Source organism: Pseudomonas baetica (assembly GCF_051216495.1).
Lineage (GTDB): Bacteria > Pseudomonadota > Gammaproteobacteria > Pseudomonadales > Pseudomonadaceae > Aquipseudomonas > Aquipseudomonas baetica_B.
The window spans coordinates 1-16,535 of record NZ_JBPKAM010000118.1 but is presented as its reverse complement, the minus strand read 5'-3'; the positions used below and the strand labels follow the sequence as shown (position 1 = coordinate 16,535).

The window sequence follows — 16,535 nt, the reverse complement described above, 5'->3', positions numbered from 1 at the left end:
GCGGTGTATCAGGCGACATTAACGTCGACTGACACGCCCTCTTCGCGAGCAGGCTCGCTCCCACAGGTTTTCAAGGGTTCGCGTCAGTTTTTATCCAGGTCCACGTTGCGCGTCTCACGCAGGCACAGCATGCCCACCACCAGGCTCACCCCGGTGATCAGCACCGGATACCACAGCCCGTAGAAAATATCCCCGGTGTACACCACCAAGGCGAACGATACCGTCGGCAGGAAGCCGCCGAACCAGCCGTTACCGATGTGGTAGGGCAGGGACATCGAGGTATAGCGGATGCGGGTCGGGAACAGTTCGACCATCAGCGCCGCCAGCGGGCCATAGCACATGGCGGAGATGATGATCAGCGCGACGATCAGCGCCACGATCATCGGTTTGTTGATCTGCTGCATGTCGGCCTGTTGCGGGTAACCGGCGAGGGTTACGGCGCCGCGCAGGGCGGCTTCGTCGAAACTGTCGATCTTCGCATCGCCCACGCTCACTTGCACACCGCTGCCCGCCGGTGCCGCTTCGCTTTGATACGGCAAGCCCTGTTTGACCAGGAAGGTCTTGACCTTGTCGCACGGGCTATCAAATTTCGCCTTACCCACCGGGTCGAACTGGAAGGTGCAGGTGGCCGGGTCGGCCGTCACGGTGATTGGTGCCTGGCGGCTGGCCTGGTCGATGGCCGGGTTGGCGTAGTGAGCGAGGGTCTTGAAGATCGGGAAATACAGCGCGGTCGCCAGTAGCAGGCCGAGCATCAGCACCGGTTTGCGTCCGACCTTGTCCGACAGCCAGCCGAAGAAAATGAAGAAGGGCGCGCCAATGGTCACGCTGACGATCAGCAGGCCGTTGGCCACGGCGGGGTCCATTTTCAGGAACTGGGTGAGGAAGAACAGCACGTAGAACTGCGCTGCGTAGAAGGTCACGGCTTGCCCGGCGTTGATGCTGAACAGGGCGATCAGCACCACCTTGAGGTTTTCCCATTTGCCGAAGGAATCGCGGATCGGCGACTTGCAGAGCTTGCCTTCCTCTTTCATTTTCACGAAGGCCGGCGACTCGTGCAGGCTCAGGCGAATCCAGGTCGAGATCCCCAGCAGAATGATCGAGAACAGGAACGGAATGCGCCAGCCCCAGACCTCGAACTGATCGCCGGTGAAGTAGCGGCAACCGAGCACTACCAGCAGTGACAGCAACAGGCCGAGGGTGGCGGTGGATTGAATCCAGCTGGTGTGGAAGCCGCGTTTGCCGATGGGCGCGTGTTCAGCGACATAGGTCGCGGCACCGCCGTACTCGCCGCCCAGGGCCAAGCCTTGAAGCATGCGCAGCACCACAAGGATGATCGGTGCGGCGATACCGATGCTGGCGTAGTTGGGCAGCAAGCCGACACAGAAGGTCGCCAGGCCCATGAGTACGATGGTGGCGAGGAAGGTGTATTTGCGTCCGATCATGTCCCCCAACCGGCCGAACACCAGGGCGCCGAACGGCCGAACGATGAAACCGGCGGCGAAGGCCATCAGGGCGAAGATGAACGCGGTGGTGTCGTTGACCCCGGCGAAGAACTGCTTGCTGATCACCGCCGCGAGGGCGCCGTAGAGGAAAAAGTCATACCACTCGAACACCGTGCCGAGCGACGAGGCGAAGATGACCTTCTGGGTTTCCTGGCTGGTGCCCGCGCTGCGCACGGCTTCCAGGGTCTGAACATGTTCTGACATATCGGTATCCCTCACAGTGATTGTTTTTGTTGTTCCACTGGTGTTACGTGTCCGTGAATCAGATGCAAATCCTTTGTGGGAGCGAGCCTGCTCGCGAAGGGGGCGTGTCAGTCAACATCAATGTTGAAGATCCGCCGCTTTCGCGAGCAGGCTCGCTCCCACAGGGGGAGTGTCTACAGCAGGGTTGAGGATCAGCTGCGCGGCCTTCTCCGCGATCATCAGCGTAGGCGAACAGGTGTTGCCCGAGGTGATGCGCGGCATGATCGAGGCGTCGGCGATGCGCAGGCCGGGGATGCCGTGGACGCGAAGCTCGGCATCGACCACTGCATCTCCGTCGTTGCCCATGCGGCAGGTGCCGACTGGATGGAAGATGGTGGTGCCGATCCGCGCAGCGGCTTCGTGCAGTTGTTCTTCGCTTTGCAGGCTGTCGCCGGGCAGGTATTCGACCGGTTTGAACGCCTTCAGGGCGGGAGCGGCAACGATGCGCCGGGTCAGGCGAATGGCGTCTGCAGCGACCCGCAGGTCTTCGGGATGGCTCAGATAATTGGGCTGGATCAGTGGCGCTTCCTGTGGATTCGCGGAACGAATCTCCACTCGGCCACGGCTTTGCGGACGCAAGTCGCAGACCGAGGCGGTGAACGCCGGGAAGGCATGCAGCGGTTCGCCGAAGCGCTCCAGTGACAGCGGCTGCACGTGGTATTCGAGATTGGCCGAAGTCTGCTCCGGCCCCGAGCGGGCAAACGCACCGAGTTGACTTGGCGCCATGGACAGCGGACCGCTGCGGTCATACAGGTAACGCAGACCCATGCCCATCTTGCCCCACAGGCTGCCGGCGATCTGATTGAGCGTGCGGGCATTTTCCAGTTTGTAGATCAGCCGCAATTGCAGGTGATCCTGCAGGTTGCCACCCACGCCGGACAGCTCATGCACGACGCCGATGCCCAGGCGCTGCAGCAGTGGGCGAGGGCCTATCCCTGAGCGTTGCAGGATGCTCGGCGAGCCGACAGACCCGGCGCACAGGACTATTTCCTTGCGCGCCTTGAAGGTTTTTGCGTGATCCTGCCAATGGGCTTTGACCGCCGATGCGCGACCGTTTTCCAGCAACACACGGTCGACTTCAACACCGGTCAACACAGTTAGATTGGCACGGTCGTGGATCGGCTTGAGAAACGCCTTGGCCGCATTCCAGCGGATGCCGGCCTTCTGGTTGACCTGAAAGTAGCCACAGCCTTCGTTGTCGCCCTGGTTGAAGTCATCGATGCTGGCAATGCCGCTTTGTTCGGCAGCGCTGCGGAAGGCGTCGAGAATCGGCCACGACAGGCGCTGGCGTTCGACTCGCCACTGGCCTTCGGCACCATGAAACTCGGATTCACCGGCAAAGTGATTTTCGCTTTTCTTGAACAGCGGCAACACGTCCTGCCAGCGCCAGCCGGGATTGCCTTCGGCGGCCCAGCGGTCGTAGTCACCGGCCTGGCCGCGCATATAGATCATGCCGTTGATCGACGAGCAGCCGCCCAGCACCTTGCCCCGGGGATAGCTCAGGGTGCGTCCTTGCAGGCCGGGTTGCGCTTCGGTCTTGAAGCACCAGTCGGTGCGCGGGTTGCCGATGCAGAACAGGTAACCCACGGGAATGTGGATCCACGCATAGTTATCGCGGCCACCGGCTTCGAGCAACAGCACCCGGTGTTGCGGGTTGGCCGACAGTCGATTGGCCAGCAAACAGCCGGCTGGCCCGGCCCCGACCACGATGTAGTCGAATTCATCAAGGGAAGTCTGCATCCCTGACCTCGTGTTGTTGTTCTTGTTGTGTCCCATCCTAGTTGTTAGCTTTCGTTTAAAGAATGTTAGTTTTTACCCAGCTGCTGTTTGTTTTTGAACAGCGCGTTCAATCGCCAAGCCTCAAGGACGACCCATGTTCGACTGGAATGATTTGCGGTTTTTTCTGGAGTTGCAGCGCAGCGGGCGTTTGCTGACCGCCGCGCGCCGTCTAAACACGACCCACGCCACGGTCGCCCGGCATATCGAGGCCATCGAAAAGAGCCTCGGCACGGCGCTGTTCATCCAGCATGCCCAGGGTTACGAGCTGACACCGGCCGGCGAAGCGCTGCTCAAACACGCCGAAGCCATGGAAAACGTCGCTTTGCTGGCCCAGGAAGAAATCACTCAGTCGACCGCGCCGCTGGGCAAAATCCGCGTGGGCGTCACCGAAGGCCTGGGCATCATGTTCCTCGCCAGTCGCATGAACGGGCTGTTCGAACGCTATCCGGGCCTGGAGGTGGAACTGGTGGCGGTGCCGCGCTTCGTCAGCATTCTCAACCGCGAAGCGGAAATCAGCATCCATCTCGAACGCCCGGCCGCCGACATGCTGGTCACGCGCAAGCTCACCGACTACCGCCTGGCGCTGTACGCCAGTCAGGACTACCTCGACCGCTCGCCGCCACTGAACAGTCGCGAAGACCTGGGGCGTCACGCCTGGATCGGCTACGTCGACGATCTGCTGTTCAGTCAGGAACTGATGTTCCTCAACAGCTTCTGCCGCAACCCACGGGTGATCTTCCACAGCACCAGCGTCATTGCCCAGCAGCAGGCCGCCCGTGCCGGCCTGGGCATCGCCGTGCTGCCGTGCTACATGGCCAGCGCCGATCCCGGGCTTGTGCCGTTGTTTCCAGACGAAAGCATCCTGCGCAGCTACTGGATCAGCACGCGCCGGGAGCTGCACAAGTCCGTTCGGTTGCGGGTGATGTGGGATTATGTGGTGCAGTTGTGCGAGCGTGAGCAGGCATTGCTGCTGGGCGAACAACCCTTGTAGGAGCGAGCTCGCTCGCGAAAGTCGTCAACGATAACGTTTAAAACCTGACACCCTTCTGCGTTCTCGGGTTCATCGCGAGCAAGCTCGCTCCTACCTCTGCGGTGGTTCACGGGTAGCGCGTTGTGTTGAGTCGTGAGACGTGCCATCGGGAATCGACAGGACGGCACGCAGTCCGCCTTCCGGTCGATTGACCAGCGTGACGCGTCCGCCCAGTCGAGTGGCGATGGTGTTGACGATGGTCAGCCCCAGCCCCGCGCCATTGACGTTGCCACGACTGTAGAAACGTTCGAACAGGCGCGCACGATCCGCTTCATCGATGCCCGGTCCTTGATCTTCGATACTCAGGTGATAGAACCCCTCGGCCCGGTTCAACGCCACGCTGATGACGCCATGTTCGGGCGAGACGTTCGCTGCGTTGGTGATCAGGTTGTTCAGGGCGATGTCGATGGCGGCAGCATCAGTGATCACGTTGCACGGTTGGTCAATGCCATCGAAGGCCAGTTCCAGATCTTTGCTCAGCAGCCAGGGCGTGAGCTGGGCCAGGCTGTCGCGAATGGTCTGGGTCAGGTCAATGCTGTGCAACGCGGGCGCCGTAGCCTTGGGTTCGAGGCGGGCCATGGTCAGCAGCTGATTGACCAGGCGGCTGGCGCGGTCGACACCCGAGATCAGGAATGCCAGTGATTCCCGCCGTTCTTCCTCAGTGCCGGCTTCCAGCAGGTTTTGCGCGTGCACACGCAACACGGCCAGCGGTGTGCGTAATTCATGGGCGGCGTCGGCGATGAAGCGCCGCTCTCGCCCAAGTACTTCCTGAATCTGCGCGAGCATGCGGTTGAGCGCTGCCTGCATCGGTTCCAGTTCGCTCGGCAGCGGCTTGAGGTGCAAGGGTTCGAGCGAGCCGCTGTGCCGGGCCCGCAAGGTCGCCGCCATGTCAGCCAAAGGTTTGAGGCCCCAGCCGATGGCCAGCCAGACCATCGCGGCCAGGATGAGGCTGCCTGCAATGTTGGGCCACAGCGTGTGCCGCACGATCCGGTCCACCAGATCGGCACGCACGTCGTCCCGTTCGCCCACCCAGATCCGCAGATCGTTCTGCTTGTCCTCCAGCAGGAAGGCGCGCCAGTGCCGGTTGTTCAGGTCCACCACATCGCTGAATCCGGGTGTCGACGGCGGCGTGGTGAAGGAGGGCGCGCTGGCGGTGTGCACCAGTCTTTCGCCTTTTGTATTCCAGACCTGAAAGGCAATCTTGCGTTCGTAAGGATGGCCAACGGCACTCGGCATGGCTTCGCTCAAGGCCAGGTTGAACGCCTGATAGAGATGCGCGTGTTCCTCGCTGGTCATTGGCATGCGCATCACACCCTGGAGCAGTCGGGCGTTCTGGGCGAGCTGTGCATCATAGACTTCGGCAATTTCGTGATTGCTGTCGTGCAGGTTGAAAAAACTGATCACGGCGAGGCCTGCGAGCATCAGGCCGATGATCAGCGTCAAGGTGCGACGCCGGATCGACGTCATCGACGTTCCTCCACCAGGTAGCCGACACCGCGGATGGTGCGGATCAGGTCGGTGGAAAATTTCTTGCGCAGGTGATGGATGTGCACTTCCAGGGTGTTGCTTTCGGCCTCTTCGCTCCAGCCGTAGAGCAACTGCATCAGGTGATCGCGGGTCATGACCCGGCCCGGTGGCGACAGCAGTTCATGGAGCAACTGGTATTCCTTGGGCGTCAGTGCGACCGGTTCTCCTCGATAGCTCACTTGCTGGGTGCCAGGGTTGAGCGTGATGCCAGCGTGTTCGATCAGCATCTGCGCGCGGCCGGCGCTGCGCCGCAACAAGGCCCGCAGGCGCGCCTTGAGTTCGGCCAAGTCGAACGGCTTGATCAGGTAATCGTCGGCGCCAGCGTCCAGTCCGGCGATGCGGTCCTCGGTGGCATCCCGGGCGGTAAGGATCAGCACCGGGAGATTCGAGCCGCTGTCACGCAAACGGCGCAGCACCTCGAGTCCGTCCATGCGCGGCAGGCCCAGGTCAAGCACGGCCAGATCGAAGGCCTCGCTGAGCAGCGAATGCAAGGCACTGCTGCCGTCCTGCACCCAGTCGACGGTGTAGCCTTCGCGACCCAGGGCCTGATGGATGCCTCCGCCCAGGGCCACGTCATCCTCGATCAGTAGTAAGCGCACGCGCACTCCCGTCAGTTGAGTTTTTTGTTGACGTCCACCAGAAGGGTTTCGATTTCCTGGCGGCGTCCGGCATCGGCGCTTTCACGACCTGGCCGTGGCGGCGCATTCAGGGCCTTTTGCAGCGCCGCCTTAGCTTCACTGTAGCGTTTTTGGCGGTAGAGGTGATCGCCCCAAAAATACAGGCTATCGATGCCGTTGGGGTTCATTTGCAAGGCAATCTTGAGCAATTGTTCGGCCTTGTCCGAATCGCCGAAGCCGATGGGCCAGCCCGGCACGCGGTCATACAGGGCGCCGAGGCTGGTGTAGGCCGAGCCTTGCAGGGCTTTGGGGTCCAGGGACATGGCTTTTTCCAGGTCGGCTTTGGCGTCCTTGACCTTGCTCAGAGCACCGAGGCCACCCTGGGCACCAGCCCAACTGCTGGTGACGATGCCGGACCAGATCCAGGCCTCGGCCACCGACTGGCGCTCCTGGGTGAAGCGGGCGGCCTGGTCGGCGAGTTTTTCAAAGGCGGCGGTGCGTTGTTCGGCGGGCAGCTCGTATTGGATATGAGCCCAGCTTTGCTGGATGCCCATGAGACGCTGCTGATCGGCGGCGTCCAGGGCCCATGCACCTTGGCTCAGGGTGCCCAGTAACAGGTAAGCGGCAAATGTTTTCATGGTTCGAGGTTCTCGCTGTCGGGCTTTTCACTCAAGCGACGGATCAGCGGCAATTGCTTGCGCAAACCGCGATCCACCAGATTGGGCAGCAGGCTGTTGAGGCGCACGAAAAAACGCTCCGGCCAGCCCAGGTACAAATCGCGGCGGTCGCCGGCGATGGCATGGATCACGGCCGAGGCGACGGTCTGCGGATCGTCGACGCTGGCTTTGAGCGCGTCATTCAAGGCCTGCGCCGCGGGACTGTTCATGTTCGTGCGGGTGGCCCGGGGCGCGACATACAAGACACCGACGCGTGTGTCCGCCAGTTCCCGGCGCAGGGCCTCGGAAAACCCGCGCAAGGCAAACTTGGTCGCGCAATAACTGGCGTAACCGGCATAGCCGATTGACCCGTAGGTCGAACCGACGTTTACCACCATCGCGCTCTGGGCTTGCTTGAGCAATGGCAGGAAGAGCCTGGTCAGGCAGATCGGTGCGTTGACGTTCACCGCCAGCATCGCGTGGATGTCACTGTCATCGAGCTGTTCGAGCATGGCGAAGTGATTGACGCCGGCGGCGTTGATCAGCAGATTGACGCCGCTCATGGCTTGGGCAGCGCCCAGGACCTTGCGCCGGTCTTCAGGAGCCGTCAGGTCGGCGCTGACCCAGCTGAGGTTTTGCGGGAAACGCTGGAGTAAAGGCAGCAACGGTTCCCGATGCCGGGCCACGGCCAATACCTGGGCGCCACTGGTGCACAGCGCGGTGGCGATGGCCTGGCCGATGCCGCCACTGGCGCCGGTGAGCACGACACGGGCTTCAGGCAGGCGCATGCGCAGTCTCCCTCTCATGTGGCAAGCCGCGAAACATGTCGGCGTAAAGCCTGTAGACCACTTTCGAAGCGTGGATCACCGCCGCCTGGTCGGCTGGATCATCCAATGCATTCATCAGCCGGCGGTAGGTCTGCATGTGTTCGATATCCAGTGAGCCGTGGGAGTCGAGGTAGCTGAACGCGCTTTCCGGCAGGCCCAGGCGTTCGCGAATGCTGCCGGCCGCGTGAGTGGCCAGGGCAATGCTGGTGCCTTCAAGTACATTGACCATGCCGAACAGACCGACCGGGTTGTCCCGGGCAATCAGGTCGTAGAGGAAGCTGACCATCAGCTCGATGGGCAAGGAGGGACGGCCTTTGCGCACGGCGTCCTTGTCACCGCCACAGGCTTCGATGTCGTCGAGTACCCATTGCTCATGGCCATACTCGTCCTCGATGTACTCGCACACCGCTTCGCGCAGCCACTCAAGGCGTGACGGCAAGCGCGCACCGCAGGCCATCATCAACGGTACCGTGTGGCGCACGTGGTAATAGGCTTGCGTCAGAAAGGCCCGATAACTCTCCAGGCTCACCCGGCCTTCGAGGGCATCGAGAATGACTGGCAGATTGAACAGCTCGTGACGTTCCTGATGGGTTTCGATTTGCAGCGTGTCAAAAAAGCTCATGATGCGGGTTCCTCGAACAGCGTGGATTCGCTGAGCTGCGCCCGGTACCGCTCGACGATGGCCTCGCGACGTGGGCGGCCGTTGGCGGTCAGCAAACCATTGGCGCAGGTGAAGGGTTGCTCCAGGCGACTCCAGCAATGGACCTGGGCGTAATCGGGCAAGGCCTCGTTGGCCTCGGCCACGGCGGCGGCCAGTTGTTCGTCCGTGCAGTCCGGGCGATGGGGCCAGAGCAGCGCGTGGTTGCGCGGCATGGCTTCGCCGTAGACGAAGGCTTGGGCGATGTGACGGCGTTGGGTCAATTCGGCCTCGACCCATTCCGGGTTGACGTTGCGGCCGAAACTGGTGATGTACTGGTGCTTCTTGCGTCCCTTGAGATAAAGAAAGCCTTCGGCATCGAACTCACCCAGATCGCCGCTGGGCCACCATTGATCGGTGCAGGGCGCCTCGCCCAGATAGCCCAGCAGGGTCGAGCCCTTGATCAGGACTTCGCCATCGTCGGCCAGACGAACCTCGACGTGGGGCAGGGGTTGGCCAACGCTACCGGGGCGGCGTGCACCCGGGCGGTTGAGGCACACCACCGATGCGCACTCCGATAAACCGTAGCCTTCGTAGACCGCTAGGCCGGCACGTCGCGCGCGTAGCAGCAGTTCTGCGCTAACCCGTGCCCCACCCACGGCGGCGAATCGCAATGATTGGGGAGCAAAGGCTTTTTGTTCGGCGGCGTTGACCAGCATCAGCAACAACTGCGGCACCAGGATCAAGCTCTCCGGCTGGCGTGTAGCCAGGCAATGCAGCAGGCGCGGTACATCCACGCCGCTGGCGCCCTGGATGCCCAGTGTGCGCTGGCCTGGCAGGCTCAACGTCGCGCCCGCGTACAGCGCGGCATAGCAGCCGAGGTTTTCCAGCAGGACCGCCAGGGGCAGCAGGGCCAGGTGATGGCGCGGCGCGGTGGGTTGGCTGGCCTGATCCAGCTCGCGGGCGACCCGCAGCAGACTGTCGGCGCTCAGGCAGACACCCTTGGGCGTTCCTGTGGTGCCGGAGGTGAACGTCAATTTGGCGGTGCCGTCGGGCAGAGGTGCCGGAGAACTGAAGTGACGTCGCCAGAATTCGCCGCTTTTTTCATAGCCGGCCTCTTGCAGTTCGCTTTCAAGTTCGGGTCCGGCAATGACCCGTTCGGCCTGACTTTGCGCCAAGCAATGGCTGCGTTGCGCCGGGCTGAAAAAGGGCGGCAACGTCAGGCAGGTCAGGCCTTCGAACAGGATGGCCAGGTCCCAGAGCATCGCCTCGACGCCATTGTCCAGCGCCAGCGCGATCACGCCCGCGTTTTCATCCCGCAAGCGCTGCTGACGGTCCAGTATTTGGGCATACAGCGTGGCGTAGTCCAGCGTTGACTCATCGCCCCACAGTGCAATGTCGTTGGCACGGCGTTCGGCATGCAGTCGCAACGTCTGATGGAAACGTGCGGTTTCAGGCGACATGGCCGGGTTCCTCGAAGGACGTCGGCAATCCCAAGCGACTGAACATCCCGATATTGCGTAGATGAATGAAGCCGGCGCGAATATTGCCGACGTGCACCCAGGGTTTGCTCTCGTAATAGCTGCCCCAATGGTGGCGGTCGTCACCCAGCCGCGCCGGGTCCGCGGCGCACAGCGTGACCGGCTTCAGGCCAAGCCTGTGGAAGCTGTTGACCAGACCGATGCTGCCGGTAAACGCAACCCACTCCAGTCCGCCCATGGCCAGCAGGTAAGTGAGGGTGATGATGCTCAGGCGCGCGCTGCCAGTGTCGGTGGCGGCGAGGTTGCCCACTTCGACGATGCAGGACCGGTCCACTGCGCGGTCGGCGGCGGCGCTGATCAATGGATCGATTGGTTCATCCAGGTAGCGTTCCAGAAACAGCGGGCTGCTGGCGGCCGGGCGCACGCCCGCCACCGCGCATAAATCGCCCGTCTGACTGTTCATGCCAAACAGTTCCGGCATGAAATGACGGATGTCGGCACCGTGGACCTTGCGGAAGTGGTGTTGGATAAAGGCTTCGAAGACAGGGCGATGCGGGTCGTCCTGCAACGCCCTGACCAGGCTCATTGGCGGCGTTTCGGCTTGGCCGAAGTGCAGCGGCAGTGGAATGTTCCAGTTGAAATCGGGCATGAAAGACACCTCCCCCGGTCTAGTGGGGAGAAGTATCCGGGCCTTTTCTTAATGAAGTCTGAAGACGCCTCGGCTGTTGTAGGAGCGAGCTTGCTCGCGATGGACGTGAACGATTACGCGTAAAACCAGAAGCCTGGCGGCGCCCTTGGTTTTTTCGCGAGCAAGCTCGCTCCTACAGAAAACTGTTTTTCAGGGCAGGATTTCGAAGGCCGTACTGGCCAGGCGTTCGCCGTTGACCATGATGTGTACCGCATGCTTGCCGGCGTAGTGGCGGCGGGTGGTGAGCTCCTTGATGTGCTGGCCACGGCTGAGGTGTTCGGTGGCGTTGCCCGGCAGGGTCAGGGCCTTGAGCTTGAACACCTTCGCCGACGTGCTGCCGTTGGCTTTCACGTAATCGATGGCGTAGTCGATCACCAGGCGTTGACTGTCCTGGATCGTGGATTTGACGGCGAACGACAGGGTGATTTTTTCCCCCAGGCCAATCACTGGCGGGTTGACCTGCGCACCGATGATCTCGACTTCTGGCTTGCCGCCAGCCCCGATGATCGCCAATGCTCGCGGGTTGCCCTGTTTGATCAGGCTGCGCAAGGCGTGGCGGGCGATCCACGCGGTGTGCTTGTTATCCAGCGACCAGCCCTCGATCAGTTCCAGCACCCATTCGGGATGGTCCTTGGTGATGTCGTTGAGGTGATTGGCCACGGACTTGCGTACGTAAAGACTGGGGTCAGCCTTGAGGTTGTCGAGGATCTTGGCGGCCCGTGTCGGATCGAGCTGAATCTGCTCCAGGCGAAACGACCAAGGCAGACGCGGGCGGCACCCTTCGCTGGCCAGGCGCCGTACGTGCTCGTTGTCGTCCAGTGACCAGTGGTGCATCAGCCGCAGTGAGCGCTCGACATCACGGCGCAGGAAATGGCGGATCGCGAACTCCGAGGAGCCGAAAACGGTGAAGTACTTGAGCGCGTCCATGGACAATTCAAACCTGTCAGCGCCGTAGGTGGCCACGTAGTGCGGCAGGCACATGCTGACAAAGCCGCTATTGAGGCGCGGGGCGAGGGCGCGCAAGACCTCCAGCGAGGCTTCAAAGTCCAGCGGCAACACCGCGCGCAGGCATTCGCTGACGCGGGCCATGCGCTGCATCACCGACAGTTCCGCCAGGCCGGTCTTGGCCAGCTTCAGGAACGCCTTGGCATCGAACTGGGGGTAAACCGCAGTCATCTCGGTGGCGATGTGGTTCAGGCGTTCAGCGTTGAAGATCTCTTTCAGGGCGGGGGAGGATTGGTCGGCGGCCATATGGGTTCCTTGGGATTAGTTGTCTATCCGATGCACCGCGTTATCGTTCATCGCGGGCAAGCCCGCTCCCACAGTGATTGTTGGTGGCCGCGAATTTAGCGTACACCCACTAACCCTGTGGGAGCGGGCTTGCCCGCGATGAGGCCGGTACAGTCACCTCATTTCGTGCCCGCCTGCTCTTCCAGCTGATCCGACTCAAACAGTCGCGCCAGTTCCGCCCGGGCTTCCTGCGCGGTCTGAATCACTTTCGCCGCGTCATCATAGATCGCATGCTGGGTTTCGAGCACCTGCTCGTCGTGGTCCTTGAAGCGCTTGACCCGTGCATCGGCCTGGGCGTGGGTCAAGCCGAGGCCGATGAGTGTCTGGCGGCTCATTTCCAGGCTCGAATGAAAGGTCTCGCGAATGGCGTGGGCACCCACGTCCATCAGGCGATGCACATGCTGACGGTTACGGGCGCGGGCGATGATTTTCATGTGCGGGTAAAGTTTGCGCACCAGCTCGGCGGTCTTGATATTGGTTTCCGGGTCATCGGTAGCGATCACAAAGTACTCGGCTTCGCCGACCTTGGCCGCGCTGAGGATTTCCGGGCGCATCGGGTCGCCGTAGAACACCGGCACGCCGCCGAAGCTGCGCGACAGCTCAATGGTTTCCACCGAGGTGTCGAGGGCGACGAACTTGATGTTCTGGGCCCGCAGGATACGCGCCACGATCTGCCCCATGCGGCCCAGGCCGGCGATCACCACGCGGGGTTCATCGGTGTCGATTTCACGGAACTGTTCAGGTACCGCCACCGGTTGCACTTTCGGGCTGACCAGTCGGGCGCAAAGCAATAACAACAGTGGTGTCATCGCCATCGACAGGGTGATCGCCAGCACCAGCAAGTCGTAAAGACGCGCATCGAACAGGCCGTTGTCGCGGCCGATCTTGAACACCACGAAGGCGAATTCACCGCCGGCCGCCAGGACAATACCCAGGCGAATGGCGCTGACCTTGTTCAGGCCACCGGCCAGTCGGCCCACGATAAACAGCAAAGGCAACTTGACGACGATCAGCAGCACCGTCAGGCCCAGCACCACAAGCGGCTCGCGCAGCAGCAGGCTCAGGTTCGCGCCCATGCCGACACTGATGAAAAACAGGCCCAGCAGCAGGCCCTTGAACGGCTCGATCTGTGCTTCCAGTTCATGACGGTACTCGGAGTCCGCCAGCAGCAGGCCCGCGAGAAACGCGCCCAGGGCCATGGAAATACCAGCCAGGTCCATCAGCCAGGCGGTGCCGATGACCACCAGCAGTGCGGTGGCGGTGGACACTTCCGGCAAACCGGTCTTGGTCACCGCGCGGAATACCGGCCGCAACAGATAGCGACCGCCGATCACTACGATGGCGATGCTGGCCAGCACCCGTAAACCATGGTTCACGTCCTCGGCGGCGCTGGCGTTGTGATCGACACCGGCCAGCAACGGCACCATGGCGATCAATGGGATCGCGGCGATGTCCTGGAACAGCAAAATGGCAAAGGCCAGGCGCCCATGGGGACTGGTCAGCTCCTTGCGTTCGGCCAGGCTTTGCAGGCCGAATGCAGTGGACGACAGGGCCAGGCCAAGGCCCAGCACGATGGCGCTGTTGAGTGGCTGGCCAAATACATACAACGCCAGCACGCCCAGTACGGCTCCGGTCAGCAGCACCTGGGCCAGGCCGACGCCGAACACCGACTTGCGCATCACCCACAACCGTCGTGGCGACAGTTCAAGGCCAATGATGAACAGCAGCAACACAACTCCGAGTTCGGAGATGTGAGCAACGCTTTCAGGGTTGCGGATCAGACCCAGCACGGAAGGGCCAATGATCACGCCGGCAAACAGATAGCCCAGCACAGCGCCGAGCTGCAGGCGCTTGGCCAAGGGAACGGTAAGGACTGCCGCGAGCAGGAATACGACGGCGGCTTGCAACAGACTGCCTTCATGGGGCATAGGGGGGGAACTCCATCAATCGGTACGGCGGGGGAACAAGGATAAAGGCTGGGCACACGGACGTCAGCTAAGCGTTGGTCACAGGTGCCGAAAACTGCCCGGTCTACAGGCCGCGCGTGGCGAGCCAGGCCGGGCAGGATAGGGGGTCACTGGTTAAGGATGAAAGTCGCCAGGCTTTGCAGATCGTCCGGGTTTAATTGTGCGAAAGGCGGCATGGGGATATCGCCCCATTTTCCGCTGCCTCCGTGCTGGATGCTGGCCGTGACCTTGGCCAGTGCCTGCGGGTCCTTGGCATATTTGGCGGCCACATCGCGATAGGCCGGGCCCACGACCTTGTGGTCGATGGCGTGGCAGGACAGACAGCTATTGTTCTGTAGCAGGGCCGTGGCGTCGGCTTTCGCTACGGATGCCGCCGGGGGCTGGCCCGTCGGCGGGTTCGAAGCGGCCTGCACCTCGGCATCGCTTGCCTGGGCAGTGCCGTATGTCACCGCAAGGTAAGCACCAATGATGCTCACATCCTGATCACTGATCGGAGCGCCGTACACGTGCTGCATCTTGCTCGCCTCGGCCGTCCACTGCGCCAGGCTCATGCCGGGAGGCTGGAAGTTGATGTAATCGGCAGAGTGGCAGGTGGAGCATTTCTGCTGGGCCAATGCATAGCCTGGCAGCGTACTGGGTTTGAACTTCGCCGTTTCCGGCGGCAACGTGATCGACAGCGGCGCTGCGCTGACCGTGGCCGCCCAGCAGACTTGAGCCGCGCACAGCAAGGTTGTCATGAGTCTCATGGGGCCTCCTCAGGCAACGGTCACGTGGCTGGTTTCGACGACGTGGCGGCGGTAGCCCCCGGGGTTCCAGTCGGCTTGCAGGGGTTGCGTCTCGCCCGCGTTGTTACTGGCACGCACCATCAACTGCGTGGCGCCCTTGTGGGTAAAGGTCATCGCCAGCGTCCATTCACGGAATGAAAAACGGCCAAGGTCTTGCCCAAGACTGGCTGCGTGCCAAACCTTGCCACCGTCGATCGAGACTTCCACCTTGCTGATGCCGGCGCCGCCGTCGAATGCGATGCCCTTGAGCACCACGCTTTTTTGCAATGGCAACACATCACCCTGTTTGACGCTGGTGATGAAACTGCGCACCGGCAACCTGGAAATCGGTTGGGTTTGCGCCGCCGTGGTGCCGGGTGCGGTGCAGAAGCAATCGTTGTCCGGAACGCGGTAGCCTTTAGCCATGAAGAAACCGTCGTAGGTATGGTCGACAACGTCTATCTCGCTCAGGTGCTTGACCCAGTACGTGCCGAAATAGCCGGGCACCACCAGGCGAATGGGGTAACCGTTGAGAAAGGGCAAGTCGGTACCGTTCATTGACCAGGCGATCATGGGGTCGCCATCCATGGCATGACTGATGTCCAGCGCCTTGATGAACTCCGGGGTGCTCGCCAGCACAGGCTTATCGAGGCCGCGAAAGGTCACTTGTTTTGCCTCGGCCTTCACTCCGGCCCTTTGCAATACAGCCTTGAGCGGTACCCCCACCCAGCGTGCATTACCCATTGAGCCATTGCCCAACTGCGCACCGAACACCCGTGGCATCGAGAAGGCGCGGCTGTTGCCCGAGCACTGATTGACAGCGACCACTTCCACAGGCGTGGCCAGGGACTTTAGCTCTGCCAGGGACAGTGACAGCGATGTGTCGACCGAGCCCTTGATCGTCAGGCGATAACTGTCCGGATCGATGCTGGTAGGGAAATTGGCCAGGTGATAACGCACGAAAAACGCGTCATTGGGCGTGATGGGCCCTTCATTGAAGACCGGGAAGGGCGTCTCCAGGTGCGGCGGCCGGGTGGTCACCAGGGTCAACGGACGTTTCTGCGGGTATTGCACCAGCGGCCGTGGGCCAGCCGCCAATGTCACATCATCGGCGTTTTCGTCGGCTGCCTTGGCCAGGCTCGCCAGCGGAGAAGCCGCCAGAGCCAGGGTGAAAGCATCGCGTAGCACACGTCGGCGGGTAGGGTGATTGGTATCGACAAAACTGAACTTCATTTTGCACTCCCTGTTTTTTTTTGAGGTACAGCTGACCGCCCCATCAGGGCGAAGAGGTCTGGGGGTGAACGTGTCAGTGGGGTTTGCCTGCACTGTTCGACCTCGCGGAACAGACCAGTATCGTCACGGGCGGGCGCTCTGCTTCTCATTGGGCGTCAGGGAGTTCGCATTTGATGACAGCGGTGATCGATGTGTGCCCTGACAAAATTTCAATTGTGGGAGCGGGGGGGGGTGGGGGGGAGGGGGGGGGGGTCTCCAAGAAGGTTACAAAGTCTGCCACCCTTCTCCCAACAT

General features: G+C 61.8%; 14 protein-coding genes. 1 reads left to right on the top strand and 13 read right to left on the bottom strand.

All coding sequences use genetic code 11. The features are described 5' to 3' along the window. Window positions 1-83: 83 nt before the first annotated feature. On the bottom strand, window positions 84-1,706 hold the full coding sequence (locus ACSFE6_RS27310) for an MFS transporter (protein ID WP_435430511.1): 1,623 nt from the start codon (window positions 1,704-1,706) through the stop codon (window positions 84-86). Between the two features lie 117 nt (window positions 1,707-1,823). Beyond that, window positions 1,824-3,485 carry a GMC family oxidoreductase gene (locus ACSFE6_RS27305; RefSeq protein ID WP_435430510.1) on the bottom strand — a complete coding sequence of 554 codons (1,662 nt, stop codon included), beginning with the start codon at window positions 3,483-3,485 and terminating at the stop codon, window positions 1,824-1,826. A 133-nt stretch (window positions 3,486-3,618) separates the two neighbouring features. On the opposite strand from ACSFE6_RS27305, the gene ACSFE6_RS27300 reads away from it, so the two are divergent. Further along, window positions 3,619-4,515, top strand: coding sequence for a LysR family transcriptional regulator (locus tag ACSFE6_RS27300; RefSeq protein WP_435430509.1), 897 nt, complete (start codon window positions 3,619-3,621; stop codon window positions 4,513-4,515). Window positions 4,516-4,605: 90 nt separating this feature from the next. Here ACSFE6_RS27300 and ACSFE6_RS27295 read toward each other — a convergent pair whose 3' ends face one another. The 11 genes from ACSFE6_RS27295 to ACSFE6_RS27245 all read right to left on the bottom strand — a co-directional run bounded on the left by ACSFE6_RS27295 (window position 4,606) and on the right by ACSFE6_RS27245 (window position 16,241). Further along, window positions 4,606-6,021, bottom strand: a complete 1,416-nt coding sequence (locus ACSFE6_RS27295; protein ID WP_435430508.1) for an ATP-binding protein — start codon at window positions 6,019-6,021, stop codon at window positions 4,606-4,608. After that, window positions 6,018-6,680 (bottom strand): response regulator, encoded by a 663-nt coding sequence (locus ACSFE6_RS27290; protein ID WP_435430507.1) that lies wholly within the window; start codon window positions 6,678-6,680, stop codon window positions 6,018-6,020. Before ACSFE6_RS27290 ends, ACSFE6_RS27295 begins: the two co-directional genes overlap by 4 nt. Window positions 6,681-6,691: 11 nt before the next feature. Continuing rightward, window positions 6,692-7,336, bottom strand: a complete 645-nt coding sequence (locus tag ACSFE6_RS27285; protein WP_435430506.1) for a tetratricopeptide repeat protein — start codon at window positions 7,334-7,336, stop codon at window positions 6,692-6,694. Next, window positions 7,333-8,142 carry an SDR family oxidoreductase gene (locus tag ACSFE6_RS27280; protein WP_435430505.1) on the bottom strand — a complete coding sequence of 270 codons (810 nt, stop codon included), beginning with the start codon at window positions 8,140-8,142 and terminating at the stop codon, window positions 7,333-7,335. Before ACSFE6_RS27280 ends, ACSFE6_RS27285 begins: the two co-directional genes overlap by 4 nt. Continuing rightward, window positions 8,129-8,803, bottom strand: coding sequence for a TenA family transcriptional regulator (locus tag ACSFE6_RS27275; protein WP_435430504.1), 675 nt, complete (start codon window positions 8,801-8,803; stop codon window positions 8,129-8,131). The genes ACSFE6_RS27280 and ACSFE6_RS27275 overlap by 14 nt, the downstream gene beginning before the upstream one ends. Continuing rightward, on the bottom strand, window positions 8,800-10,281 hold the full coding sequence (locus tag ACSFE6_RS27270; protein ID WP_435430503.1) for an AMP-binding protein: 1,482 nt from the start codon (window positions 10,279-10,281) through the stop codon (window positions 8,800-8,802). The genes ACSFE6_RS27275 and ACSFE6_RS27270 overlap by 4 nt, the downstream gene beginning before the upstream one ends. Then, window positions 10,271-10,948 carry a thermostable hemolysin gene (locus ACSFE6_RS27265; protein WP_435430502.1) on the bottom strand — a complete coding sequence of 226 codons (678 nt, stop codon included), beginning with the start codon at window positions 10,946-10,948 and terminating at the stop codon, window positions 10,271-10,273. Before ACSFE6_RS27265 ends, ACSFE6_RS27270 begins: the two co-directional genes overlap by 11 nt. 189 nt (window positions 10,949-11,137) lie before the next feature. Beyond that, entirely contained in the window at window positions 11,138-12,238 is a 1,101-nt protein-coding gene (locus tag ACSFE6_RS27260) for a DNA alkylation repair protein (protein ID WP_435430501.1), read from the bottom strand. A gap of 158 nt (window positions 12,239-12,396) precedes the next feature. Then, complete coding sequence (locus tag ACSFE6_RS27255) at window positions 12,397-14,205, bottom strand: monovalent cation:proton antiporter-2 (CPA2) family protein (protein WP_435430500.1); 1,809 nt, start codon at window positions 14,203-14,205, stop codon at window positions 12,397-12,399. A gap of 146 nt (window positions 14,206-14,351) precedes the next feature. Then, window positions 14,352-14,990 (bottom strand): c-type cytochrome, encoded by a 639-nt coding sequence (locus ACSFE6_RS27250; protein WP_435430499.1) that lies wholly within the window; start codon window positions 14,988-14,990, stop codon window positions 14,352-14,354. Window positions 14,991-14,999: 9 nt separating this feature from the next. Continuing rightward, on the bottom strand, window positions 15,000-16,241 hold the full coding sequence (locus tag ACSFE6_RS27245; RefSeq protein WP_435430498.1) for a molybdopterin-dependent oxidoreductase: 1,242 nt from the start codon (window positions 16,239-16,241) through the stop codon (window positions 15,000-15,002). Between the last annotated feature and the right edge of the window lie 294 nt (window positions 16,242-16,535).